Origin of the sequence: Dokdonella sp. (assembly GCF_017744955.1) — a bacterium.
In the GTDB taxonomy this organism is placed as follows: Bacteria; Pseudomonadota; Gammaproteobacteria; order Xanthomonadales; family Rhodanobacteraceae; genus Dokdonella_A.
Genome location: NZ_JAGIAG010000001.1, coordinates 910,630 through 936,126, shown reverse-complemented (window position 1 = coordinate 936,126; position 25,497 = coordinate 910,630). Strand labels below are relative to the sequence as shown.

Sequence of the window (25,497 nt, the reverse complement as noted above, 5' to 3'; positions counted from 1 at the left end):
CCGTACGCGGCGACGGGCCATCGCGGAGCACCGGGGTTCTCGAAGGATTCGCTGCGTGGGTCCGCTGCCATGCGTTCAGCGCCAGTGCCGTTGCGGTGAGGACGCGCGAACGCGCGCGACCGTCGCCGCGCGCGTCGGGGACGCGCCGGGCGGCATCATGCACCATGCAGACGCCGACGCGGGACCCACCCCGCATCGGCGCCGGAGCTACTTGCGCTTGCGCTGCGCCGGGACGAACTGCTCGCGCACCGCCTTGGCGAGCTGATCCGGCGGCAGCAGGCCCTGGTCGAGCAGGAAGTTGTTGTAGGCGAGCCGGTCGAACTGCTTGCCGAGGGCGAGTTCGGTCTCCATACGCAGCTGCATGATGCGGCTGTAGCCGTAGAAGTAGCTGCCGGCCTGGCCGGGCATGTTGAACGTGTAGCGGTCCAGTTCCTGCCGCGCCATCGGCTCGGACAGCATGACGTCCTCGGTGAGCACCTGGCCGGCGCGTTCGCGGTCGGTCAGGCCGAGATTCAGCATCGGGTCGAGCATCGCGCGCGCCGCGCGCAGCAGGCGCAGCTGCAACGCGATCAGCTGGCCGTCGAGCGGCTCGTACGGAACCATCTCCGCTTCGGCGTACAGCGCCCAGCCTTCGACATTGACGCTGTTGAACGCGAACAAGGTGCGCGCCAGCGAAATGCCGCGCTCGACCATCGCGGTGAACTGCAGCTCGTGGCCGGGGCGGCCTTCGTGCGCGGTCAGAGTCCAGGAACCGGCCTCGTAGGTGAAGTCGTCGTAGGCCGCGCTCTTGCCGTCCTTGTCCGCCGAGGCCGGGTTGCCGAGCGGCAGCACGAACTGGCCCTGCTGGCCGGTATTGCCGATCAGCGGCGCCGGCAGGAAATGCGGCGCCGGCTGCGCCGCCGATTCGGCTTCGGAAGCCAGGCGCATCACCATCGGCCGCTGCGGCAGGTCGACGACCTTGTTCGCCGCGATCTGCTTTTCGAGCTCCGGCATCACCGTGTTGCGGTAGAAGCTCTCGATCGAGCTCTTGTCGAGCTGCTTCTTCTTCAGCGCGCGGATCACCTCGCGGTAGTCGCTCGCCTGGATGCCCTTGGCCTTGGCCACCAGCGGCGCGAGCTGCTGCATCGCGTTGCGCGTCTCCATGAATTCGAGCTGCGCGCGCTGGATCAGCTGCTCGGGCGCGATGTCGATGCCGACCTGCTTGAGCTGGAACGCGTACAGCTCCGGCGGCAGGCGCGTGTCGGTGCGCGCGTTCGGCAGCACTTCCTTGCGCATCCAGTCGGCGTACTCGCGGAACTGCTGGTCGACCGCAGCCAGCGCGGCGTCGCCGCCGTCGATCTTGTATTTCTCGAACAGCTTGCGGATGCCGGCCGCGTACGTGTCGACGTTGCGCAGCGCCTGCTCGACCTCGAGCCTGGTCGGCTTCAGCAGGGCTGGATTCTTGAGCTTCTCCTCGTAGCGCTGGCGCGCCAGCGTCGCGATCGACGTGCTGCCGGGCGCGAGTCCGACGTAGCGCTGCAGGCGGTCGAGCGCCTTGGCGCGGCGCGCCGGATCGGTCTGCTCCTGCAACAGGGCCTGCTCGCCCTGGAACACCAGCTGGCCGACGTCGGTGAACGGCAGCAGGAACTTCTCGTTCAGCTCGCTGCCTTCGATCTGCCGATCGGCCGCGCCGATCATGATGTCGATGTCCTGGCGGACGTTCGCGTTCTCTTCGGTCTTCAGGTCCTTCTGCAACGAGTCCTTCGCGCCGCGCAAGGCGGCGCGCTGGCGCTCGCCGGCGTTCGGGCCGAGATCGGCGACGCGATCGTCGTAGCCGGGCAGGCCGAAGAACGACGCGAACTCCGGCGCGAACTCGGCCTGCGCCTTCAGCAGCGGCTGCGCCAGTTCGTTGCTGCGCTTGACCCAATCGGGCGCAGGCTGCAGCGCGGCGGCGGATTTCGCCGGCGGCGCGGCGTCCTTCGCCGAAACGAACGGAGCCGCGAGTGAAACGCAGGCCAGTGCGCACGCGCTGGCGAGAAGCAGACGACGCATCGGAAATCTCTCCGCAGAAGGAATCGGGCGACCCTAGCGGCTCGTGCGCGGGGCGGCAATGGGCGATTGGTCATTGCGCGGGACCGTGCCGCGTTCCAGCCACCACAGCGCGGCCGTCACGGCCAGCCAGGCGAGGAAGAACGGCCAGCGCGGCAGCGGCCGTTCGCGATCGGAGTCGGCGACGGCCGACGACGCGGCGCCGAGCAGGGCGCGCGTCGCGCGCGCGGCGTCACCCGCGACCAGGCCGGTCGCCGCGTCGCCCGGGCGCACGAAGAACGGCCAGCGCCGACCGCCTTCGAGCAACGCGTGCCAGCCGGGCGCTTCGGGCCAGTACGCGGCGCACCGATCGGCGGCGTCGACGAGCAAATCCGTGCGGACACCCGCTTCGTTCTCGACCGCGGCATCGTCCGCGACGCCGCACAGCACCGCGCGCTCGTCCACGCGCATCGCGGACGGCAGCGTCGGCTCGCTCGTCTCGCGCGGCCGCGCCACGGCGCCGAACGCATCGCTCCACAAGGTGCCGAACGCGGCGCCCGCGCCGGCGAGGCTCAATCGATAGCTGTCGGCGAGCAGCCACAGTGCGACACGGCCGCTGCCCCGATTGCCGACCCAGGCGAGGATCGCACCGTCGTCCGCGCGCAGCAGCGATGCCGCGTCCTTGGCTTCGACCTCGAGCGACGCGCGCGCGAAGGCGAGACCAGTGTCCGCCGGAGCGAACGCGCGATCGAGCTTCGCCGCGACGGCCGGCTCGCCGGCGCGCACGCGATAGCCCAGCCCGGCCCAGTCCGCCGCGACGGGCTCGGGAACCGGTCCGGTCACGCGCAGCAGCAGGCCGAGACCGTCGCGCACGGCGGCGTTCAGCGCCTGCTTCGCAGCGGCGTCCAGCGCGGCCCAGGCGCGCTCGTCGACGATCGCCAGATCCGCCGTTTGCAGCGCGTCGCGATCGAGCTTGGGAGCGCCTTCGGTCAGCGCGACGCCTTCGCTCAAGCCGATGCGGCTGTCCAGCGCGAGGCCGGCGTCCGCGGCCCAGCGTCGCAGGTATTTCAGCTCCGGATCCGGCGCGCCGGCGAGCAGCAGCACTTTCAGCGGCGCGCCCGCGCGCGCGGCCAGCGGCACCGCGACCGCATCGACGCGTGCGCCCTCGCGGTCGATCACGTTCAGCGCGAACAGCGCCGCGCCCTCGCTCTTCGCGCTCGCCTGCAGCTCGAAGCGGCCGCCGGCGTCGAGCGCCTGCGTGGCGACGACGGCGCCGGACGGATCGCGCAGTTCCACGCGGCCGTCCGCGACGCCTTCGACGCGCCCGCCGAGGCGCCAGACGCTGCCGGCGCGCACCGCGGACGGCGCGTCGAACTCGACCAGCCCGCGCGGCAGCGGCGCCGCCTCGAACGCGGCGACCAGGCCGCGCGCCGCGTCGCGATCACGCGGCGGCAGGCCACCGCCGACGATGCGCAGCCGGCGCGCGTCCGCGTGCCGGCGCAGCGCCGTGCCGAGATCGGGCGCGCGCTCGATCGCGCGCGGCGCGGCGACGCCCGGCAAGGCGACGACGCCGGCGCCGAGCGGCAACGCGTCGAGCTGCGCGGGTGTGATACCCGGCGTCAGCACGACGAGCTGGTCGGCGGCAAAGTGCTCGCGCGTCGGCGGCGGGAACAGGCAGAAATACAGCAGTACGGCCGCCGCGACCTGCAGGCCGATGCGCAGCCCGCGAAGGCGCGGCGCGCGCCGCGTACGCCAGCCGCCGAACGCGACGGCGAGCACGAGCAGGATCGCGATGGTCGTCGGCGCGCTCATGGTGTGGAACCCGTGCCGGCTTGCAGCGCGTCGAGATACACGCGACCGGCCGCGTCCGGCGCGGCGCGCGGCACGCTCGCGGTCGCTGCGGTCGGCAGCAGCGGCCAGAGCAGGTCGCGCAACGCGGTGCGGCACTCCGCGCAGGCGGGATCGCGTCGCGCGCGGTCGATTGCCGCCAGCACGCCGAGCGCATCGGGCAGGCTCGCCTGGCGCGCGCGCAGCCAGGTCTCGGCGGCGGCGTAGTCCGGCGCGCCGCCCGAGGCGAGCGAGCGCCACAACGCTGCCGCCGCGACGTCGTCGTTCGTCGCCGCGACGAGGGAACCTGCGCGATCGTCGACGCCCTTGCGCTCGCCGCTGAGCCGGCGCGCCTCGTCCGGCGCGGGCAACTCCAGGCCGACGCGCGCCAGATAGATGCGCGTGGACTGCTGCACCTGCTTGATGAATTCGAGCGCGCGATGCTCGTACGGCAAGGCTTCGTCGGGACGGCCCTGGCGCAGATGCAGCTCGGCCTGCCACATCTCGGCCAGCGCGGACTTCAGCGTCGCCTTGGTTTCCGGATCGAGCAAGGTCGCCGCCTCGGCGATGTCGTGCACGTGGCCGAACTCGGCGACGATGTCGCCCGCCTCGCCGAATTTCCCCGGCGCTCCCGCCGCATCGTGGGCGTGTTCGTCGGCGCCGCCGTGCGCGGGCTCCTCCGCGCCGTCGTGCGACTCGCCGTGCTCGGACTGTGCCGCCGCCTGCTCGCGCGCTTCGCCGTGCTGGGCGCGCGTCTCCGATTCCTCGCCGAGGAACTGGCCGTAGCGCAGGCGCAGAACGCGCTGGTCGACGCCGATCGCGTCCGAGCGCGCGAGGAATTTTTCCGCCTCGAGGCCCGGCTTCTCGGCCAGCAGCGCCTCGCTGTCGATGATGATCTGGCGCTGGCTGCGGAAGTAGGCCGGCATCGTCTTCTGCACGATGCCGTCGAGGCCGGCGGCGTCGCTCGACGCTTCCGGCGGCCAGCGCAGGATGAAGCTCGCGCTGCGCGTCGCGTTCGGTTTCGGTTCGCGGTTGTCGGTGACGAGCAGACGCACGATGACGTCGTCGCCTTGCGCGATGCCGAGCGCGGCGAGGTCGAGCGTGTGGCGAAAGCGCCGATGTTCGGCGCCGTCGTCGGCGGCGAGCGGATCGCCCTGCAGCGCGACGGTCCGTTCGGTGAATTTGACGTTCTCGCCGCCGCCCTGCGCCAGCGTGATCTGCAGCTCGGCGCCGGCGATGCCGTAGTCGTCGCTCGCCTCGAAAGCCAGGTTCCAGGTCTTCTGCTGCGCGTCGAGCAGGGTCAGCGTCTTCTCCGGTTCGAGCACGCGCACTTCCGGTGCGCGGTCGGCGATCGCGTCGAGCCGGTGCAGGCGGTCGTCGGCCGGCGGCGGCGCGCCTTCGAGGGCGATGCGGTACAGCGTCGAGGCGGTCAGCGCGTGTTCGCCGCGCCAGCCGTCGCCGTCGCGGCGCAGCGGCGTGCGGCTGCCGTCGTGGAAGACCAGGGCGGCCGCGCTGGGTTCCGGATCGAAGCGGAGGTTCCATTGCAGGCGCGAGCCTTCCGGCGCCTTCGCGTCGAGCGCGTTTTCCGTGCGCGGCGGCAGCTTCGTATATGCCGGCGCGGTAACGTCGATGCGCACGCGCGCCAGCGCCGTCGCGTTCGCAGCGCCCTGCGCCGCCTTGCGGTCGGCGCCGGCGACGCCGCCCAACTGCGGTCGCCACAGCGCGGCGACCAGCAGCACGATGAGCGCGATGCCGAACGCCGCGCCCAGGCGCGGCCACGGCCAGGCCGGACGCAGATCGGCGTCGAGATCGGCGAGCCGCGCGCGGACGCGCGTCTGCTGCAGGCGCTGCAGATCCGACAGCGCAGCGGTGTCGCGAAACAACAGCGCCGCGCTGTCGTCCATCGCCGGCGACGAGGCGTCGAGGCGGCGCGCGAGCCAGGCCGGATCGACGTCGCGCCATGCACGCCAGGCGATTCCCGCCGCGATCGCCGCGGCGAGCAGCGCCGTCGCGACCGTCGCCGGCACGCCGCCGACTCGCAGCGCCAATGCGGCGGCGGCGAGGACGAGCGGAACGGCCGCCGACGCGACGATCGCGAGCCGGCGCCGCGCTGCCGACTCGCGCAAGCGATCGAGGCGGGGATCGAGCGTCACGTCGGCGACTCCTGCGCGCGCGTCCCGCCCGCGTCCTTCGCCGCACGCGCACGCGGACCTTCGGCCGCTGGCCCTCCGATCCGCATCGCGACGATGCGCTCGAGCAGGAACAGGCCGGCGATCAGCCAGGCGAGCCAGGCATCGAGTGGACGCGCGTTGGCCGGCGATTGCGCCGCCGATGCGGCGATGCGCTCGTCGACGCGCGGCGCCGCGACCGCGGCCGGTGCGCGGTCCGGTGCGGGCGGCGCGCCGGCGAATGCGGCGCGCAGGCGATCGGGGAAGTCGGCGTCGAGCAGCGGCGGCAAGTCCGCCGGCGTCAGCGCGCCGGCGAGTGCGATCGTGCGCCCCGCCCCGTCGGAGCTTTGGCGCGCGAGCACGCGGCCGCTGGCGTCTCGCCACAGGGGCTCGCCGCCGGCGTCGGCACGGCCGGCGACCAGCGCGGTGCCTCCGCGATCGAGCCACTGCGTCAGTGCCGGCGCGGGTGGCGCCAGCCAGACCAGCCAGGTCGTCGTCTCTGCCAGCGGCACCTCGGCCGGCTGCGCGTCGAACGCGTAGCGGCCCGCTTCGCGCTGGTTCCAGGCGGCGACCGCCGCGCGCAGATAGCGCAAGGAATCGGCCGATTCCGGCGCGTAGCGCACGGCGAGCCGGATCGGCGCAGCGTTCGACCACGATGCGGCTTCCGGCGCGCGCGCCGGTACGCTGCGCCAGTCGACCGCGCGCGAAAGCCGCGGCCGCTCGCCGTCGAGGCCGCCGAGCTGTTCGGGCACGACGACGGCCAGCTTCGCCGCCGACGGCAGTTCCGCGTCGAGTTCGCGCAGCAGGCTCGCCACGGCCACCGTGGAGGAAGGCGGCGCTTCGTCGGTGCGCGGAAATCCGGGCGCCAGCCAATGCCACTCCGCCTCGCCGGCGCCGACGGCGGCGCGCGCATCACCGAGCGCGACGCCGGGCGCGACCACCCCCCACGACCGCGCCGGCTGCGCATCGCCGTTCCACACCGGCCGCGCGAGCAGCAGCGCCAGCGCGGCCAGCAGGACCAGACGCAGCAACAACAGCCACAGCCGCTCGAAGCGCAGGCGGCGCTGCGGCCGGACGCGCTCGGAAATCCAGCGCAACGCGGCGAATGGAGTCGTCTGGAGTTCGAGCCGGCGCACCAGGTGGATCAGCAGCGGCAGCGCGAGCGCCGCCAACGCGGCGAGGCCGAGCGGAGCGAGCAAGGCGAGACTCACCTCAGGCGCTCCTCTTCGACTCGACGCCGGCGCCGCCGAACAAGGCGCGCAGCGGCTCGTCGAGCGGGCGGTCGAGCACGTGCTCGACGTGCAGGATGCCGGCCGCACCGAAGCGCCGCGCGAGTTCGGCGCGCGCGGCGGCGAAGCGTTCGAGGTAGTCGCGGCGCACGGCGGCCGCCTCGACGCGGCGCTCGGCGCCGGATTCCGGGTCGAGGAAGCGATGGCCGCCGGCGAACGGGAAGTCGCGCTCCTCGGCGCTGAGCAGTTGCACGCTCAGCACTTCGCGGCGCGCCGCGGCGAGGCGCAGGGCGAGTTCCGCCGCGGCCTCGTCGAAGAAGTCCGACAACATCACCACCACCGACGGCGGACGGATGCGTTCCCACAACGGATGCAGCGCGGCCGCGTCGGGCCAGCCGCCGGCGGCTTGCAGACGCGCAAGTTCCAGCAGGCAGCGATCGCGCTGGCGCGCCGCCGAGCCGGCCGGGACGAACACCGGTGCGGCGCCGCCGAGCGCGGCCAGGCCGAAGCGGTCGCCCTGGCGCAGCGCGAGTTCGAACACGCACGCCGCCAGCGTCTTCGCCGCGTCGAGCTTGGAATAGCCGGCGCGCGCCGCATCGGCCTGGCGCATCGAGGCGCTGGCGTCGACGATCAGCCACGCGGTCAGCGGGCTGTCGCGCTCGGCTTCGCGCACGAAGTAGCGATCGGAGCGCGCGTAGAGTTTCCAGTCGATGCGGCGCAGTTCGTCGCCGGGTTCGTAGGCGCGGTACTGCGCGAACTCGAGGCCGGCGCCGCGGCTGCGGCTGGCGTGCTGGCCGAGGCCGTCGCCGGCACCGCCCCGGCGCGCGACGAGGCGCAGGTCGCGCAGGCGGGCGCGCAGATCGGGCGGGATCAGTTGCAGCATCGACTCATTGCCTTGTCGGTACCGAAGCAGTTCCGTCGAGGCCTTGCGGGAACTGCCCTCGCCCGCCGCGCGAAGCACGACGACCGCTCCGGCATGCGGGAGCGGGGAAGGCAGGCGCCATGGACGAATTCCGCATGCATGCGCCGGACGCTCAGCTCGGGAACGGCACCGACTTCAGCAGCGCCTCGACCACGTCGTCGGCGCTGCGCTGCTCGGCCTCGGCGACGAACGAGAGCAGCAGGCGATGGCGCAGCACCGGCGCGGCGAGCGCCTTGACGTCTTCGCGCGTCGCGGCGAAGCGGCCCTGGATCAGCGCGCGCGCCTTAGCCGCCAGCACCAGCGACTGGCCGGCGCGCGGACCTGCGCCCCAGCGCACCCAGTCGCGCACTTCCTGCACCGCGCTGGCCTGCGGCCGCGAGGCACGCACGAGTCGCGTGATCCAGGCGAGCACGTCGTCGCCGACGTGCACTTCGCGCGTCAGCTTCTGCAGCGCGACGACTTCCTCGCCGCCCATCACGGCGTCGATGTCGGCGGAGGCCGTGCCGGTGGTCTGCGCGAGGATCGCGCGCTCCTCGGCCTCGTCCGGATAGTCGACGCGCACGTGCAGCAGGAAGCGGTCGAGCTGCGCTTCGGGCAGCGGATAGGTGCCGGCCTGCTCGAGCGGGTTCTGCGTGGCGAGCACGAAGAACGGCCTGGGCAGCACGTGCGTGGTGCCGGCATAGCTGATCGTGCGCTCCTGCATCGCCTCGAGCAGGGCCGACTGCGTCTTCGGCGGCGTGCGGTTGAGCTCGTCGGCGAGCAGCAGGTTGGTGAACACCGGGCCCTGCTGGAACTTGAAGTAGCGCTTGCCGGTGCCGTGGTCCTCTTCGAGGATCTCGGTGCCGACGATGTCGCTCGGCATCAGGTCCGGCGTGAACTGGATGCGGCGGAAGTCGAGCGCGAGCGCCTGGCCGAGCGAGCGCACCAGCAAGGTCTTGCCCAGACCCGGCACGCCTTCGAGCAGGCAGTGGCCGCCGGCGAGCAGGCCGATCAGCAGCTGCTCGACGACGTCGTGCTGGCCGACCACGACGCGCGCGATGGCGTCGCGCAGCGCGGCGAGCTTGGCCAGCTGATGCTGGATGGAGTGTTCGGTGATCGTGTCGTTCATGCGGAAAATTCCAACGTTGCGAGAGCGTCATTTCCGCGAAGGCGGGAATGCAGAGTCGCTTCTCGCTGAAAAATCGAGATCGGCAGGGATCCCCGCGTTCGCGGGGACGCCGGCGGCAGCGGGTTTCGCGGCATCAGGCGGTCAGCGCATAGATCGCGATGTTCACCGCGAATTTCGTGTTGTCCTCGGCGAGAAAGCGCTTGTTGCGCCAGTCGTAGTCCCATTCGCAGCCGTAGTCCTTGTTGCTGTAGAGCAGGCCGAGGCGACCGCCGACCTCGATGCCCTTGAGGTATTCGTGGACGATGTCGTCACCCCAGCCGTTCAATTCGAAGGCGGTGTTGGGCGGGCCGTCGAAGGTGAAGAAGCTCGAATAGACCGGGTGCTTCTTCGGCAGCTTCTGCAAGGCGTCATCGCCGAAGATCGAGGCCATCTCACGCTCGAACGATTTCGCGAACAACCCGTCGATGTCGTGATTGCAGTCGTCGACGAGGACGAAGCCGCCGTTCTTCACGTAGCGCTCGAAGTTGCGCCGCTCGTCCGGGTTGAACTCGACCAGCTTGTGTCCGGCCAGATAGCAGAACGGCGCGGTGAGCATGCGCGGATCGGCCAGCGGCAGCACGCGCTCCTTGGGATCGACGCGCAGGGTCGTGTACTGGATCAGCGCGTCGAGCAGGTTCGACGGCATGCGCGCATCGACGTCCCAGTCACCCGACTCGTACATCAGCCGGGTGAACCAGAAATCGTACGTCGCCTCGCCCGCACTCGCGCGCCGCGCGAACGGCGCCAGCGCGAGCCCGGCGGTGCCGGCGAGCATCAGGCGGAGGAATTCGGCGCGGGTCATGGGCGGTGACTGGTGATTGGCGATAGGTGATTGGGAGAAGCGGGACATCGGCGCTGGCGAGTTCGTGGCCTTGTCGAATCACCAATCACGAATCACCAACCGCGTCCCTCTACACCGCATCCGACAGGGATGTGAAGGTGAAATCGCGCACCTTCAGCGCCGGCAGCAGCATCGGGAATGCCAGATCGAAGAAGAACACCGTGCGCTCGGGCCGGCCGAGGTCCTCGATGTTGTTGAGCGCGACGACGACCGATTCGTTGAAGCGGAAGTTCTTCACCGGATACTTGATCTCGCCGTTCTCGACGTAGAAGGTTCCGTCGCGCGTGAGCCCGGTCAGCTGCATGGTCTGCGGATCGACCATGTTGACGTAGTGGGTGCGGGTGATCAGCAGGCCCTTCTTGGTCGACTTGACCAGTTCGTCGGTCGACTTGTCGCCGCCGGCCATCACGACGTTGCCGATCCCGCCGCTCGGCGCCCTGCCCTTCGCCGCGGCCCAGTGGCGCGAGTAGCGCAGCGCGTCGACGCGGCCGCCGGTCACGATCGACGTGCGTCGGCGCGGCGCGTCCTCCTCGTCCCACGGCAGCACGGGCGCCTGCGCGTCCCACGGATCGGTGTGGATCGTCACGCGCTCGCCGAACAGTTTCTCGCCGAGCCGGTTGCCGCCGCCCTTCTTCGACAGGAAGCTGCGGCCCTCGTCGGCCTCGCGCGCGTCGAAGCCGCCGTTCATCAGGAAGTACATGATCGGCATCAGCGCCTGCGGCTCGAGGATCACCGTGTATTTGCCGGGCTCCAGCGCGCGTGCGCCGACCGACGCCTTCGCCTTGCGCGCGGCGATCTCCACCGCCTCCTTCGCGTCGAACGTCGACACGTCCGCGGTGTTGCGCGCGGCGTAGCCCGAACCGCGCCCGTCGGCGGTGCGCACGGTGCAGGTGAAGTCGATCGTCGAGCTTTCCTGGTAGCCGAAGTTGCCCTTGCTGTTGGCGATCGCCGAGAACGCGTGCACGTCGGTGAAGAAGCCGGCGGCGACGAGCCCCTGCTTGCGGCAATGCTCGATGCAGTCGGCCGCGACGCGGCTGCGATCCTCCGGCGTGACCGCGGCGCTTCGCGCGACCAGGGTCTTGCTCGGCGCGTAGGTCTGCTTGTCGATCGCCGGCACGAACTCCGGATTCTCCGGCGCCAGCCGCGCCAGCTCCTCGGCGCGCCGCACGGCGGCGGCCAGCGACGCGTCGTCGAACTGGTTGACGGTGGAGGTGCCGACGCGCTTGCCGAACGCGACCTCGACCACCAGCTCGGCGTCGCGCACCGAGCCGCTGGTCGAGACCGTGTTGGCGGCGTAGCGGACGTTGCCGGTGTGCGTGCCGTTCAACCGCGCCACGCACTGGTCGGCCTTGGCGTAGCCGATCGCCTTGTCGAGAATCGCCTTCGCGCCGCTTTCGGTGATCACGTCCACGTCGTCGTCCTCCTCGCAGCCCGGGCGTTTCCCCGCCGCTCCGTCAGACCGCGTCCGACAGCGAGCTGAAGGTGAAGTCGCGGATCTTCATCGGCGGGATCATCATCACGAACGGCGATTCGTCGTCGCCCACGCGCACCGGCTTGCCGATCTCCTCGATGTTGTTGAGCATGATCGCCGGTGACTCGTTGAAGCGGAAATTCTTGATCGGGTACTTGATCTCGCCGTTCTCGACGTAGAACGTGCCGTCGCGCGTGAGGCCGGTCAGCAGCACGGTCTGCGGATCGACCATGCGGATGTACCAGGTGCGCGTGACGAGGATGCCCTTCTTGGTCGACTTGACCAGGTCCATCGTCGACTTGTCGCCGCCGAGCATGATCAGGTTGCCGGGCTGGCCGACCGCCTTCTTGCCCTGCTTCTGCGCCCAGTAGCGCGAGTAGTGCAGGTAGTCCACCTTGCCCTTGGTGACGATCGGCGTCTTCTCGCGCGCCAGGCCGTCGTTGTCCCACGGCAGCACGGCGGCGTTCTCGTCCCACGGATCGGCGTAGATCGTCACGCGTTCGTCGAACAGCTTCTCGCCGACCTTGTTGCCGCCGCCCTTCTTCGACAGGAAGCTGCGGCCTTCGTCGGCGCGACGCGCGTCGAAGCCGAACATCATGAAGCTGATCAGGCCCGCGGTCGCGGCCGGCTCCATGATCACGGTGTACTTGCCCGGCTCGAGCGCCTTCGCGTCGACCGAACCCTTGGCCTTCTGGATGGCGGTCTTGATGTCGGCCTTGGCGTCGAACTTCGCCACGTCGGCGAGGTTGCGCGCGACCCAGCCCGAACCCTTGCCGTCCTCGGTGCGCACGGTGCAGGTGAAGTCCATGCCGCTGGACTTCTGGTAGCCGAAGTTGCCCTTGCTGTTGGCGATCGCCGAGAAGTTCTGCGCGTCGCTGAAGAAGCCCGCCGCGACCAGCTTGTCCTTGCGGCACGGCTCGATGCAGTCCGCCGCGACCTGGGCACGGTATTCCGGCGTGATCGCCGCGGTCTTCTCGAGGAAGGTGCTGCTCGACTTGTAGGTCTGCTTGTCGATCGCCGGCACGAACTCGGGATTCTCCGGCGCGAGCTTGGCCAGCTCCTCGGCGCGGCGCACGACGGCCTCGATGGACTTGTCGTCGAACGCGTTGATCGTCGCCGTGCCGACGCGCTTGCCGAAGGCGACCTCGATCGCCAGATCGGCGTCGCTGACGTAGCCGCTGGTGGAGACGTTGTTGAGCGCGTAGCGCACGTTGCCGCCGCTGGAGCCGGTCAGCGTCGCGCTGCACTCGTCCGCCTTGGACAGCTTGATCGCCTTGTCGAGGATGGCCTTGGCTTGTTCTTCGCTGTAGATGGTCATGATTGCTCCCTTAGGTCTTAGCCGAGGCTGCGCGCCGTGTTGATGACGTTGACGCCGTTGAAGCGCGCCGTGCTCGAACCGTGCGAGACGGCCGAAACCTGGCCGGGCTGGCCCTTGCCGTCGAAGAACGAGCCGCCGAGGCGGTAGTCGCTCTCGTCGCAGACGGCGACGCAGGAGTTCCAGAATTCCGGCGTGCGGATCTGGTAGGCGACGTCCTCGATCTGCTGGGTGACCTTGCCGTTCTTGATCTCGTAGAACAGCTGGCCGCCGAATTGCGCGTTGTAGCGCTGCTGGTCGATCGAGAAGGAGCCGTCGCCGACGATGTAGATGCCGTTCTCGATGCCCTTGATCATGTCGGCCGGCGAGAGCTTGTCCTTGCCCGGTGCGAGCGAGACGTTGGCCATGCGCTGGAACTGCACGCTCGACCACGAGTCGGCGTAGCAGCAGCCCTGCGATTCCTTCAGACCGAGGATGTGCGCCTGGTCGCGGATGACCTGGTAGTTGACCAGGGTGCCGTCCTTGATCAGGTCCCACTTCTGCGTCTTGACGCCTTCGTCGTCGTAGCCGACCGCGCCGAGCGAGCCGGGCTGGATCTTGTCGGCGAAGATCGTGACCTTGTCGCTGCCGTACTTGAACTTGTCCTTGAGCTTGTCCAGCGTGGCGAAGCTGGTGCCGGCGTAGTTCGCCTCGTAGCCGAGCACGCGGTCGAGTTCGAGCGGATGGCCGACCGACTCGTGGATCGTCAGCCAGGTGTGCGAGGGATCGAGCATCAGGTCGTACTTGCCCGGCTTGACCGACGGCGCGGTCAGCTTTTCCTTCGCCTGCTTCGCCGCCGCGATCGCGTCGGCCTTCATGTCGTAGGAGTCGCGATAGACGATCGCGCCGCCGGGCAGTTCGACCTTGTCGCCCGCCTTCGCGTCGAGGTATTCGAAACCCATGCCGCGCGGCGAGGACAGGCCCGAGCGCGTGCGGAACTTGCCGCTCTTCTGGTCGACCGCGGTGACCTGCATCGGCGCCCAGATGCGGTGCACGTCCTGGTCGATGTAGGAACCGTCGGTCGAGGCGAAGTACTTCTGCTCGTTGACCAGGAACAGGGTCGAGTTGACGAAGCTCGCGCCGGCCTTCATCGCCTCGCTGTTGACGCCGAGCAGCAGGTCGACCTTGTCCTTGATCGGCACGGCCATCGCGTTCTTCACGATCGGCGTCTTCCACGAGACCTCGCCGACGCCCTTCACCGGCGCCAGTTGCACCGGCTCGGTGCGCAGGCGCGCGTTGGCCTTGGCGATCGCCACCGCCTGCGCCGCCGCCTTCGCCACCGCGTCGGCCGACAGGTCGCTGGTCGCCGCGAAGCCCCACGATCCCTTGGCGATCACGCGGATGCCGATGCCGGTCGACTCGGTGTTGACGACGTTCTGCACCTTGTCTTCGCGCGTGACGACGAACTGGCGCAGGTAGCGGCCGATGCGCACGTCGCAGTAGCTGGCGCCGTCCGCCTTGGCGGCGTTGAGCGCGACGTCGGCGAGCTTCTTCTTGGCTCCCACGTCGATCGTGCTGAGCAGTTCTTCGGCCGCGATCGCGCGTCCGTAGAACGTGGGGATCGCCAAGCCACCGAGGCTCACGCCGGTGATTTTCAGGAAATCGCGTCTGTCCATTGTCCCTCCGGGATTCGTGTTTTCGCCGCACCAGCGTGCGCGGACCGCCGATGTTGTCCGAGCCGACGGAGTCAGTCACGTGACAAAGGGCATAGATGAACCGCCGCCGCGAGGCGGTCGCCGGGGTCCGCCTGCTACCATTTCGCCCGATGGAGATCTCCAAGACCTTTCACATCGAAGCCGCGCACCGCCTGCCGAACGTGCCGGCCGGGCACAAGTGCGCGCGCCTGCACGGGCATTCGTTCCGCGTCGAGGTGCACGTGCGCGGCCCGCTCGACCCGCAGCTCGGCTGGGTCATGGACTTCGCCGACATCAAGAGCGCGTTCGCGCCGTTGTTCGACCAGCTCGACCATCGCTACCTCAACGAGGTCCCCGGCCTCGACAATCCGACCAGCGAAAACCTCGCACGATGGATCTGGGATCGGCTGAAGCCCGACCTGCCGCTGCTGGCGCGCCTGGTCGTGCACGAGACCTGCACGTCGGCCTGTAGTTACGCAGGCCCCGACGGGGACTGATTCGCGGTCGCCGCCCGCCGAAGGCGCGGATCGGCAAAGCCGGGCGCTTCCTGCGGCGCGGCAGCTCATGTGCAGCTGCCGCATCCGCGCCCAGGAGGCGGAACCCGACGGACTGCGCACTTTCCCGCGAGTTCACGCGGAAGTAACTGATCTGTAATGCGACTGGTGCGAATCTCGGGCTTCCCGGCAGCGTTGCGAACGAAACTTGTTGCATCGCAACAAAGACGCTGCTAGGATGCCTGCCACATCTCCCCCATCCCGTTTTGAGGCAATCCCCATGTTCGAGCAGATCAATTCGCAGTCGCTGGCTCTGGGCAAGAGCTACGCCGATACCTTCGTCAAGGCGCAGGGCCTGGCCCTGGCCGGTTTCGAGCGCATCACCGAGCTGAACCTGAAGACCTTCGAAGAGCGCATCAAGGCCTCGGTCGAATTCTGGTCGGAAGCCGCCGAAGTGCGCGACCTGGAAGGCGCCAAGGCGATCTGGCCGAAGGGCATGCAGCTGGCCAAGGAAAACGCCGAGAAGTTCTACGCCAACACCCAGGAAGTCCTCGGCGTGTCGGTGAAGACCTCCGAAGCGATCGGCGCGCTGGCCAAGGGCTCGTTCGAGACCACCAACGAGACGATCACCAAGCAGGTCAATGCCGCCAAGAAGGCGACCGGCGCGCGCTGATCGCCGCCATACGAGCAACGTCAGACCGTGCAGTCGCATCCCCCTCCCCCGCGACTGCGCCGATTCCAGGCCGGGCTTTGCCCGGCTTTTTTTTTGCGATCCGTCCGGGATCGCCGTCATCTGCCAGGCGGTCTACCTGGGCGTGGTCGCGACTTCGGGGGAGTCCAACCGCGGCCATCCATGGCCGCACTCTTCATCAAGAGCATTCAAGCAAGGAGCGACTGGGCCGCGGGTGTTGCTCGCCGGGACTTTCGAAGCGGAGTTTTGCTGCACCGCAGCGCATGCGGCGATTTGCCGCGAAGGCGGGTGGGTGCACAAACCGCATGGCAGCGCGGTTTGCGTGTTTTGCGGCGTCTGCCACATTGCAGCCGAGTGGCCGCCATTGATAAACTCGAAGGCCTTTTGGAGAGGTGGGTCGCGCCGGGAGACGCGCGCTGCAGCCCCTTCTCCCGCCTGCGGGAATGTCCAGTGCGCAACTCCATCGCCCATGGCTGGCACATGGCGCTGCGCACGACGCTCTTGCAGGTCGGTGCAAGTTTGGTGACTGCGTTGGCAGCGACGGCCTGGGGCTGGCGCGCCGGCGTAGCAGCGCTGGTCGGAGGCCTGATCATCGCCGCCGGCAGCGGATTGTTCGCATTGCGCTTGTTCGGACGCGGAGTGGTCTCGGCGCGCAGTGCATTGCGCTCCGCCTACGCGGCGGAAGCGCTGAAGTGGTTCTGGCTGTGCGCGATGCTGTACCTCGCCATCGCCGTGTGGAAGCTGCCGTTTCCGGGCCTGATCGCCGGGATTCTGGCTGCGCAAGTCGCTTTTTGGATCTCACTCATCGCAACCAGGTAGACCGATGGCCAGTGAAGAAGCCGGTTCGGCCAACATGACCGAATACATCCAGCACCACCTGCATCACCTGCAGCTGAGTGTCGGCGATGGCGCGTTCATGAAGATCAACCTCGACACGTTGTTCTTCACGGCCCTGACCGGCCTGATCTTCCTGTTCCTGTTCCTGCGCATCGCGCGCAAGGCGACCACCGGCGTGCCCGGCAAGCTGCAGTGCGCGATCGAGATGGTGGTGCTGTTCGTCGACGGCCTGGTCAAGGAAACCTTCCACGGCAACAGCAAGATCATCGCGCCGCTCGCGATCACGATCTTCTGCCTCGTGTTCCTGATGAATTTCATGGACATGATCCCGGTCGACTTCCTGCCCTGGCTGTGGGGCAGCGGCCACGCACTGGCCGGTCACGATCCGGCGCACGCCTATCTGCGCGTGGTGCCGACGGCCGACTTCAACACCACGCTCGGCATGGCGCTGACGGTGTTCCTGCTGATCCAGTACGTCGGCATCAAGCACAAGGGCCTGGTCGGCTTCTTCAAGGAATGGTTCACCGCGCCGTTCGGCAAGTACGCCTTCCCGGCCAACCTGCTCCTGCGCATCATCGAAGAATGCGTGCGTCCGGTGAGCCTGAGTCTGCGACTGTTCGGCAACATGTACGCCGGCGAGCTGATCTTCATCCTGATCGCGGTGATGACGCTCGGCGCGGGTCTCGCGCACGTCTCGACCTATCTGCTCGGCTTCGGCCAGTTCATCGCCGGATTCGCCTGGACGGCGTTCCACATTCTGGTCATCACGCTGCAGGCGTTCATCTTCATGACGCTGACGATCGTGTACCTGAGCATGGCGGCGGAGCATCACTAAAAGCTTTTGAGAGCAGGCCGCCACAAGGGTTTCGTTGCTTGTGCGATCGTCCTTGATCGCGAAGATCAAAAAGCAGGCATCCATGCCTGCACTTTTCAACTGAAAGCAGTCTTTGTTGGATCGCGTCATCAGTCACCAGTTTCCATTCACCTAGTCTGAGAACCCCGGAGAACACCATGGAAAACATCGCCCAGGTCGGCAATCTGCTGAGCATGACCGTCATCGCCGCCGGCCTTCTGATCGGCCTCGGCGCGCTCGGCACCGCGATCGGCTTCGCGCTGCTCGGCGGCAAGTTCATCGAAGGCGCTTCGCGCCAGCCGGAACTGACCCCGATGCTGCAGACCAAGATGTTCATCGTCGCCGGCCTGCTCGACGCGGTGCCGATCATCGGCGTCGCCATCGCCCTGCTGCTGCTGTTCGCCAACCCGCTGCTCGCCACCCTCGGCGTCAAGTAAGTCGACGAATCCGCAGTTCTGCGCGGCGGCCGCATGAGGTCGCCGCGACGCAGGAGCATTCCATGATTCCCAATCTCACTCTGGTCATCCAGGGCTTCGCGTTCTTCGCGGTGGTCTGGCTCGTCATGAAATTCGGCTGGCCGCACATCATCGCGGCCATCGAAGACCGCCAGAACAAGATCGCCGAAGGCCTGTCGCAAGCGGAAAAGGCGCGCAAGGAGCTCGCCGATGCCGACGCGCGCGTCGCCGACGAGATCAAGAAGGCGCGTGCCGAAGCCGCCACCATCGTCGACAAGGCGCACCACCAGGCCGCGCAGATCGTCGACAAGGCGAAGCAGGACGCGATCGTCGAGGCGACCAAGCAGAAAGCGATCGCCGCCGCCGACATCGAAGCGCAGGCGCACAAGGCGCGCGAGGAACTGCGCGGCAAGGTCGCCGCACTCGCGGTCGCCGGCGCCGAGAAGATCCTCAAGCGCGAGATCGACGCGAACGCGCACAAGGCCCTGATCGACCAGCTCGTCACCGAGATCTGACATGTCCAGCGCACTCACCCTCGCCCGTCCGTACGCACGCGCCGCGTTCGAACTGGCGCGTTCGGGCAACGCCCTCGGCGACTGGGCCGGCAAGCTCGCCTTCGCCGCGCAGGTCGCCGCCGATCCGCGCGTGACCGCGCTGTTCGGCGATCCGCGCGTCGCGCAGAAGGATCTCGCCGCCCTGGTCACGCCGGAAGGCGAGCCCGCCGATTCGGCGTTCGCCGGTTTCGTGCGCGTGCTGGCCGAGAACCGCCGCCTGCCGGTGCTGCCGGAAATCGGCGCGCTGTTCGAAGAGCTCAAGCACGAAGCGGAGCGCGTGCTGAAGGTCAACCTGCGCTCGGCCACGCCGATCGACGCGACCGAGGCCGCCAAGCTGAAGGACGCGCTGAAGCGCCGCTTCGGCCGCGACATCGAGGTCGAGCAGACGATCGACGAAGGCATGCTCGGCGGCGTCGTGATCGACGCCGGCGAAGTCGTCATCGACGGTTCGGTGCGTGGTCGCCTGGCGCGTCTGCAGCAGGCATTGGCACATTGATTCAGGCCCCGCCGGCGCGGATCGCGCCGGCGGGTTTCTTCGCAGTTCGACGTCGGAGGTCAAAAGTCGAAGCTCAACCCTGGCGCGGCCGCGCCTCGTTCGAGCGTTGATTTTCGACTTTTCACTTTCGACCCCTTGGACCCACGTCGCATCCACCCGGATGCGCGAGCAGGAACCACCACCATGGCTACCACGATCAATCCGTCCGAAATCAGCGAACTCATCAAGAGCCGCATCGAACAGTTCAAGCTGTCCGCGGAAGCGCGCAACGAAGGCACCTTGACCTCCGTGTCGGACGGCATCGTGCGCGTGCACGGCCTCAACGACGCGATGTCGGGCGAGATGATCGAGCTGCCCGCCGCTCCCGGGGGCGCGCCCACCTACGCGCTGGCGCTGAACCTCGAGCGCGACTCGGTCGGCGCGGTGGTGCTCGGCGACTACGAGCACCTGCGCGAAGGCGACACCGCCAAGACCACCGGCCGCATCCTCGAAGTGCCGGTCGGCCGCGAACTGCTCGGCCGCGTCGTCGACGCGCTCGGCAACCCGATCGACGGCAAGGGCCCGCTCAACGCGAAGGAGACCTCGCCGGTCGAGAAGGTCGCGCCGGGCGTGATCTGGCGCAAGTCGGTCGACCAGCCGGTGCAGACCGGCTACAAGTCGGTCGACTCGATGATCCCGATCGGCCGCGGCCAGCGCGAGCTGATCATCGGCGACCGCCAGACCGGCAAGACCGCGCTGGCCGTCGACGCGATCATCAACCAGAAGGGCTCCGGCATTAAGTGCATCTACGTCGCGATCGGCCAGAAGCAGTCGTCGATCGCCAACGTCGTGCGCAAGCTGGAAGAGAACGACGCACTGGCGCACACGATCATCGTCGCCGCGTCGGCCTCCGAGTCGGCCGCGATGCAGTATCTGGCGCCGTACTCCGGCTGCGCGATGGGCGAGTTCTTCCGCGACAACGGCGAAGACGCGCTGATCATCTACGACGATCTCACCAAGCAGGCCTGGGCGTACCGCCAGATCTCGCTGCTGCTGCGCCGCCCGCCGGGCCGCGAGGCGTATCCGGGCGACGTGTTCTACCTGCACAGCCGCCTGCTCGAGCGCGCCGCGCGCGTCAACGAGGAATACGTCGAGAAGCACACCAAGGGCGCCGTCAAGGGCAAGACCGGCTCGCTCACCGCGCTGCCGATCATCGAGACGCAGGCAGGCGACGTGTCCGCGTTCGTGCCGACCAACGTGATCTCGATCACCGACGGCCAGATCTTCCTCGAGACCGACCTGTTCAACGCCGGCATCCGCCCGGCCGTGAACGCCGGCGTCTCGGTGTCGCGCGTGGGTGGCGCGGCGCAGACCAAGATCGTCAAGAAGCTGTCGGGCGGCGTGAAGCTGGCGCTGGCGCAGTTCCGCGAGCTGGCCGCCTTCGCGCAGTTCGCCTCCGACCTCGACGCCGCCACGCGCGCGCAGCTGGAGCGCGGCCAGCGCGTGACCGAGCTGATGAAGCAGAAGCAGTACGCGCCGCTGTCGATCGCCGAGCTGGCGCTGTCGGTCTACGCGGCCGAGAAGGGCTACCTGGACGACCTGCCGCTGAACAAGGTGCTGGCGTTCGAGGGCGCGCTGCACGCGCACTTCCACAGCAACTACGGCGACCTGATGAAGAAGATCGTCGACACTGGCGACTGGAACAACGACATCGAGGCCGCGTTCAAGAAGGGCCTGGAAGAGTTCAAGAAGACGGGCAGCTGGTGACCGCCTGTGAGCGGTAAAGCGGTGAGCGGTGAGCGGAAAAAGCGCAATGCTTCGACGCTCTCGCTGTTCCCGCTCACCGCTCACCGCTGACCGCTCACGGAGAATCGAATGGCAGGCGCAAGAGAAATCCGCACCAAGATCAAGAGCGTCGCGAACACGCGCAAGGTGACGCGCGCGCTCGAAATGGTCTCGGCGTCGAAGATCCGCAAGGCGCAGGACCTGATGAAGGCCTCGCGTCCGTACGCGCGCTTGATGCGCCAGGTCATCGGCCACATCGCGCATGCGAACGTCGAGTTCAAGCATCCGTTCCTGGTCGAGCGCGAGCACGTCAAGCGCGTCGGCTACGTCGTCGTGTCGACCGATCGCGGCCTGTGCGGCGGCCTCAACACGAACCTGTTCCGCCGCCTGCTCGCCGAAATCCGCGAGTGGCAGAACAAGGGTGTCGAGGTCGACGTCGTCTGCATCGGCCAGAAGGCGACACAGTTCTTCCGCCGCCTCAAGGTCAACATGGTCGGTTCGGTCACGCATCTGGGCGAGAAGCCGCAGATCGCCGAGCTGATCGGCGTGATCAAGGTCATGCTGGACGAGTACACGGCCGGTCGCGTCGACCGCCTGAACCTCGCCTACAACGACTTCGTCAACACGATGACGCAGAAGCCGACGATCGACGCGCTGCTGCCGCTGCCGCCGTCGGAACAGCTGGCCTCCACGCACGCGTGGGACTACCTCTACGAGCCGGACGCGGCGACCGTGCTCGAGCACGTGCTGACGCGCTACGTCGAGTCGCTGGTCTACCAGGCGGTGCTGGAGAACCTCGCCAGCGAGCATGCCGCGCGCATGGTCGCGATGAAGGCCGCCTCGGACAACGCGACCAAGGCGATCGGTTCGCTGACGCTGGTCTACAACAAGGCGCGCCAGGCGGCGATCACGCAAGAGATTTCGGAAATCGTCGGCGGCGCGGCGGCGGTGTGATGAAGGAAGTCAGCGGCCGAGCGGTGAGCGGTGAGCGGCGAAAGCAGCCAGCGCCGACGCTCTCGCTCTTTCCGCTCACCGCTCACCGCTAGGCCGCTCACATCCAACCGCATTCAGATACAAATGGAGTCACTCCAATGAGCCAGGGCAAAGTCGTACAAATCATCGGCGCCGTCGTCGACGTCGAATTCCCGCGCGATTCCGTGCCGAAGGTGTACGACGCGCTGAAGGTCGAGGGCACCGCCGAGCCGATCACGCTCGAAGTGCAGCAGCAGCTCGGTGACGGCGTCGTGCGCACGATCGCGCTCGGCTCCACCGACGGCCTCAAGCGCGGTCTGGTCGCGAAGAACACCGGCGAGGGCATCAAGGTGCCGGTCGGCAAGGCCACGCTCGGCCGCATCATGGACGTGCTCGGCAATCCGATCGACGAAGCCGGTCCGATCGGCGAGGAAGACCGCTGGGTCATCCACCGCAGCGCGCCGTCCTACGACGACCAGGCGGCGGCCAACGAGCTGCTGGAAACCGGCATCAAGGTCATCGACCTGGTCTGCCCGTTCGCCAAGGGCGGCAAGGTCGGCCTGTTCGGCGGCGCCGGCGTCGGCAAGACCGTCAACATGCTGGAACTGATCAACAACATCGCGACCCAGCACTCGGGCCTGTCGGTGTTCGCCGGCGTGGGCGAGCGCACCCGTGAGGGCAACGACTTCTACCACGAGATGATCGACGCCGGCGTCGTCAAGCTCGACGACAAGACGCAGTCGAAGGTGGCGATGGTGTACGGCCAGATGAACGAGCCGCCGGGCAACCGCCTGCGCGTCGCGCTGACCGGCCTGACCATGGCCGAGTACTTCCGCGACGAGAAGGACGCCAGCGGCAAGGGCAAGGACGTGCTGTTCTTCGTCGACAACATCTACCGCTACACGCTGGCCGGCACCGAAGTGTCGGCGCTGCTCGGCCGTATGCCGTCGGCGGTGGGCTACCAGCCGACGCTGGCCGAGGAAATGGGCGTGCTGCAGGAGCGCATCACCTCGACCAAGACCGGTTCGATCACCTCGATCCAGGCCGTGTACGTGCCGGCGGACGACTACACCGACCCGTCGCCGGCGACGACGTTCGCGCATCTGGACTCGACCGTGGCGCTGTCGCGCGACATCGCCTCGCTCGGCATCTATCCGGCGGTCGATCCGCTCGCCTCGACCAGCCGTCAGCTCGACCCACTGGTGATCGGCCAGGAGCACTACGAGACCGCGCGCCGCGTGCAGGGCCTCCTGCAGCGCTACAAGGAACTGAAGGACATCATCGCGATCCTCGGCATGGACGAGCTCAGCGAAGACGACCGCAACACGGTCTACCGCGCGCGCAAGATCGAGCGCTTCTTCTCGCAGCCGTTCACGGTCGCCCAGGTGTTCACCGGCGCGCCGGGCAAGTACGTCACGCTGAAGGAGACCATCCGCGGCTTCAAGATGATCTGCGACGGCGAATGCGACCACCTGCCGGAACAGGCGTTCTACATGGTCGGCGGCATCGACGAGGCGTTCGAGAAGGCCAAGGCGATGGAGAAGAAGGCCGCGTGAGAGCCGTGATTCGGACAGCGTGATCGGTGGTTCGAAAAATGGCAAAGCGCGCTTCGCACCATGCGATCGGCTTTGGCGAATCACCCATCACTAATCACCAATCACGTCGAACGAGCGAAGCGAGAAAGACATGAGCACCATCCACTGCGACATCGTCAGCGCCGAGGAAGAGATCTTCAGCGGCGAGGCGCAAATGGTCATCGCGACCGGCGAAATGGGCGAGCTCGGCATCGCGCCGCGCCATGCGCCGCTGATCACGCGGCTCAAGCCCGGACAGGTGCGCGTGCAGCTGGCCAGCGGCGAGGAGCAGTTCTTCTACGTCTCCGGCGGCATGCTCGAAGTGCAGCCGACCGTCGTCACCGTGCTCGCCGACACCGCGATCCGCGCCAAGGATCTCGACGAGTCGGCCGCGCGCAAGGCGAAGGACGAAGCGGAACGCGCGCTCTCCAACCGCACCGACGCGCTCGAAGTCGCGCAGGCGCAGGCCCAGCTGGCGCAGGCACTGGCGCAGCTGCAGGCGTTGGAGAAGCTGCGGCAGTCGTTGAAGCACTGAATCCCGCGAGCGCCGAACGCTCACGCGAATCCACGCAGACGCCGGCATCCGCCGGCGTTTTGCTGTCCGGCGTCCGGAGCCGCCCGCAGCACGACGGCTTGGTGCCTCCGGCGACGTCTCGACGAACCTCTCCCGCCGTCACTCCCTCGACGGCGAGCGAAGGTCCGAAGAGCGAGCGCACAGCGCGAGTGAGGCCGGAACGACGAAACTGGCCGAAGCGCCTCGTCGCGACGCAGCCGCATCCGGCAATGCCTCATCCCGGCAGTTGCAGCCGCCGCACGAACGTGGCGAACTCGCGCCGATGAAACCCGCCTCGGCACCGTCGACCTGGCTCGGCCTCTTCGCCCTGCTCTTGCTGCTGCAACTGCCGCTGATCCTCAATCCCGGCTACTTCAGCCACGACGAGCTGCAATGGTGGGCGCGCGCGGACGTCGCCGACTGGGCTGCGTTGCCGTGGGAATCCTGGACCCGTCTCGGCGTCTTCCAGTACCGCCCGCTGACCTTCAATCTCTGGCTCGCGCTTTCCTACACGCTGGCGGACGAACCCGTGCTGATGCACGCCGTCTTCGTCGGCCTCGGCAGCCTGAATGCGGTGCTGCTCGGAGTGTGCGTCGAAAAGGCCGGCGCGCCGCGGCGGCACGCGGTGTTCGCCGCGATCCTCTTCGTGCTGTCGCCGTACGTGGCCTACGTGCACGGCTGGGTCGCCACCCTGGCCGACCTGCTGACCTTGCTGCTGGCGCTGGCGAGTCTGCGCCTGCTGCAGCGGATGGCACGTCCACCCGGCGCGCACGACCTCGTGACCGGCGTCCTGATCGTCGTGCTGAGCTCGGCCGCGCTGCTGTGCAAGGAGGCGGCGATCGTGCTGCCCTTCGCCCTGCTGCCCGCCCTGTATCGCCATCCGCGCCCGCGCGCCGTGCTCGGCATGATCGCGCTCGCCGCCACGCCGGTGGCGATCTACCTGCTGCTGCGCCTTCCGGTCATCCTGGCGACGCCGCCCGGCAGCGAAGCCTATGCGTGGAGCGTCGGCAACGTTCCGCGCCGGCTCGCCGAATACCTGCTGTTTCCGTTCCTGCCGCCGCTGTTCGAAGTCGCTCCCGTGCTGGCGAAGAGCCCGCCGCGTCTGCTCGGCGCGGCCGCCTGCCTGAGCGCCGCGCTGGTGGCGCTGGGCACGCTCGGATGGCGCTGGCCGGTCGCCTGGCTCGCGCTGTTCGCCGCATTGCTGGCGCCGGTGCTGGTGCTCGGCACCAGCTACGGCCAGTACGCGTATCTCGCCAGCGCGGCGGCGGTCGGCATCGCGACGCTGGCCTGGACGCGGCTGCGCTTCGCGCCGAGGATCGCGCTCGGCGTCGTCGCGGCGGTCGCCTGCGTCCACGGCATGGCGATCGCCTGGCGCATGCACGACATCGGCATCGCGCATCGCAACTTCTACGCCGATCTGACCGAACGCCTCGGCACGGCACGGGCACCGCTGCGGCTCGCCGCCGCCGACGGCGATCGCTGGATGATCGAGCGCTTCGTCGCCGGCGTGCCGAGCTATCGCGGCGTGGCCGTCGCCGGTCGCGTCGAGATCCTCGATCGCACCGACGGATCGGTCGAGTTCGTCGTGCAGAAGGACGGGCATCTGGCGCCGCCGTCGCGATGAGCGCGTCCGTCGCTCGCCGGACGCGCCGCC

At 68.5% G+C, this 25,497-nt stretch carries 22 protein-coding genes; 12 read left to right on the top strand and 10 right to left on the bottom strand.

What is annotated here, in order from left to right; all coding sequences use genetic code 11:
- Positions 1 to 207 precede the first annotated feature (207 nt).
- The 10 genes from J7520_RS03795 to J7520_RS03750 all read right to left on the bottom strand — a co-directional run bounded on the left by J7520_RS03795 (position 208) and on the right by J7520_RS03750 (position 14,582).
- Positions 208 to 2,031: a DUF885 domain-containing protein gene (locus J7520_RS03795; RefSeq protein ID WP_291184192.1), complete on the bottom strand. Its 1,824-nt coding sequence runs from the start codon at positions 2,029 to 2,031 to the stop codon at positions 208 to 210.
- Positions 2,032 to 2,064: 33 nt separating this feature from the next.
- Positions 2,065 to 3,819, bottom strand: a complete 1,755-nt coding sequence (locus J7520_RS03790) for a hypothetical protein (RefSeq protein WP_291184189.1) — start codon at positions 3,817 to 3,819, stop codon at positions 2,065 to 2,067.
- Entirely contained in the window at positions 3,816 to 5,987 is a 2,172-nt protein-coding gene (locus J7520_RS03785) for a DUF4175 family protein (protein ID WP_291184187.1), read from the bottom strand. Before J7520_RS03785 ends, J7520_RS03790 begins: the two co-directional genes overlap by 4 nt.
- Positions 5,984 to 7,213 (bottom strand): BatA domain-containing protein, encoded by a 1,230-nt coding sequence (locus J7520_RS03780; RefSeq protein ID WP_291184184.1) that lies wholly within the window; start codon positions 7,211 to 7,213, stop codon positions 5,984 to 5,986. The genes J7520_RS03785 and J7520_RS03780 overlap by 4 nt, the downstream gene beginning before the upstream one ends.
- Before the next feature lies 1 nt (position 7,214).
- Positions 7,215 to 8,114 (bottom strand): DUF58 domain-containing protein, encoded by a 900-nt coding sequence (locus J7520_RS03775; RefSeq protein WP_291184181.1) that lies wholly within the window; start codon positions 8,112 to 8,114, stop codon positions 7,215 to 7,217.
- A 151-nt stretch (positions 8,115 to 8,265) separates the two neighbouring features.
- The gene (locus J7520_RS03770) at positions 8,266 to 9,261 is read right to left on the bottom strand and encodes a MoxR family ATPase (RefSeq protein WP_291184179.1); all 996 of its coding nucleotides are present in this window, start codon (positions 9,259 to 9,261) and stop codon (positions 8,266 to 8,268) included.
- A 133-nt stretch (positions 9,262 to 9,394) separates the two neighbouring features.
- Positions 9,395 to 10,102 carry a DUF4159 domain-containing protein gene (locus J7520_RS03765; RefSeq protein ID WP_291184175.1) on the bottom strand — a complete coding sequence of 236 codons (708 nt, stop codon included), beginning with the start codon at positions 10,100 to 10,102 and terminating at the stop codon, positions 9,395 to 9,397.
- Positions 10,103 to 10,211: 109 nt separating this feature from the next.
- Complete coding sequence (locus J7520_RS03760) at positions 10,212 to 11,552, bottom strand: TldD/PmbA family protein (RefSeq protein WP_291184173.1); 1,341 nt, start codon at positions 11,550 to 11,552, stop codon at positions 10,212 to 10,214.
- 43 nt (positions 11,553 to 11,595) lie between these two features.
- The gene (locus tag J7520_RS03755) at positions 11,596 to 12,930 is read right to left on the bottom strand and encodes a TldD/PmbA family protein (RefSeq protein WP_291184170.1); all 1,335 of its coding nucleotides are present in this window, start codon (positions 12,928 to 12,930) and stop codon (positions 11,596 to 11,598) included.
- Between the two features lie 17 nt (positions 12,931 to 12,947).
- On the bottom strand, positions 12,948 to 14,582 hold the full coding sequence (locus J7520_RS03750; protein ID WP_291184168.1) for a TldD/PmbA family protein: 1,635 nt from the start codon (positions 14,580 to 14,582) through the stop codon (positions 12,948 to 12,950).
- A gap of 149 nt (positions 14,583 to 14,731) precedes the next feature.
- On the opposite strand from J7520_RS03750, the gene queD reads away from it, so the two are divergent.
- From queD to J7520_RS03690, 12 genes are all read left to right on the top strand, one after another.
- Positions 14,732 to 15,097, top strand: a complete 366-nt coding sequence (queD, locus tag J7520_RS03745; RefSeq protein WP_291184166.1) for a 6-carboxytetrahydropterin synthase QueD — start codon at positions 14,732 to 14,734, stop codon at positions 15,095 to 15,097.
- 277 nt (positions 15,098 to 15,374) lie between these two features.
- Entirely contained in the window at positions 15,375 to 15,767 is a 393-nt protein-coding gene (locus J7520_RS03740; protein ID WP_291184163.1) for a phasin family protein, read from the top strand.
- 468 nt (positions 15,768 to 16,235) lie between these two features.
- On the top strand, positions 16,236 to 16,604 hold the full coding sequence (locus J7520_RS03735; RefSeq protein ID WP_291184160.1) for an ATP synthase subunit I: 369 nt from the start codon (positions 16,236 to 16,238) through the stop codon (positions 16,602 to 16,604).
- A gap of 4 nt (positions 16,605 to 16,608) precedes the next feature.
- On the top strand, positions 16,609 to 17,457 hold the full coding sequence (gene atpB / locus J7520_RS03730; RefSeq protein ID WP_291184157.1) for a F0F1 ATP synthase subunit A: 849 nt from the start codon (positions 16,609 to 16,611) through the stop codon (positions 17,455 to 17,457).
- A 176-nt stretch (positions 17,458 to 17,633) separates the two neighbouring features.
- The gene (gene atpE / locus J7520_RS03725) at positions 17,634 to 17,912 is read left to right on the top strand and encodes a F0F1 ATP synthase subunit C (RefSeq protein ID WP_291184154.1); all 279 of its coding nucleotides are present in this window, start codon (positions 17,634 to 17,636) and stop codon (positions 17,910 to 17,912) included.
- Between the two features lie 62 nt (positions 17,913 to 17,974).
- On the top strand, positions 17,975 to 18,445 hold the full coding sequence (locus J7520_RS03720) for a F0F1 ATP synthase subunit B (RefSeq protein WP_291184149.1): 471 nt from the start codon (positions 17,975 to 17,977) through the stop codon (positions 18,443 to 18,445).
- 1 nt (position 18,446) lies between these two features.
- Entirely contained in the window at positions 18,447 to 18,980 is a 534-nt protein-coding gene (locus J7520_RS03715) for a F0F1 ATP synthase subunit delta (RefSeq protein ID WP_291184146.1), read from the top strand.
- Positions 18,981 to 19,163: 183 nt separating this feature from the next.
- Positions 19,164 to 20,726: a F0F1 ATP synthase subunit alpha gene (gene atpA / locus J7520_RS03710; RefSeq protein ID WP_291184143.1), complete on the top strand. Its 1,563-nt coding sequence runs from the start codon at positions 19,164 to 19,166 to the stop codon at positions 20,724 to 20,726.
- Positions 20,727 to 20,834: 108 nt separating this feature from the next.
- On the top strand, positions 20,835 to 21,698 hold the full coding sequence (gene atpG / locus J7520_RS03705; protein WP_291184140.1) for a F0F1 ATP synthase subunit gamma: 864 nt from the start codon (positions 20,835 to 20,837) through the stop codon (positions 21,696 to 21,698).
- Between the two features lie 137 nt (positions 21,699 to 21,835).
- Positions 21,836 to 23,272 carry a F0F1 ATP synthase subunit beta gene (gene atpD, locus J7520_RS03700; protein WP_291184137.1) on the top strand — a complete coding sequence of 479 codons (1,437 nt, stop codon included), beginning with the start codon at positions 21,836 to 21,838 and terminating at the stop codon, positions 23,270 to 23,272.
- A gap of 130 nt (positions 23,273 to 23,402) precedes the next feature.
- Entirely contained in the window at positions 23,403 to 23,825 is a 423-nt protein-coding gene (locus J7520_RS03695; RefSeq protein WP_291184134.1) for a F0F1 ATP synthase subunit epsilon, read from the top strand.
- Positions 23,826 to 24,126: 301 nt separating this feature from the next.
- On the top strand, positions 24,127 to 25,467 hold the full coding sequence (locus J7520_RS03690) for a hypothetical protein (protein WP_291184131.1): 1,341 nt from the start codon (positions 24,127 to 24,129) through the stop codon (positions 25,465 to 25,467).
- Positions 25,468 to 25,497: the final 30 nt, after the last annotated feature.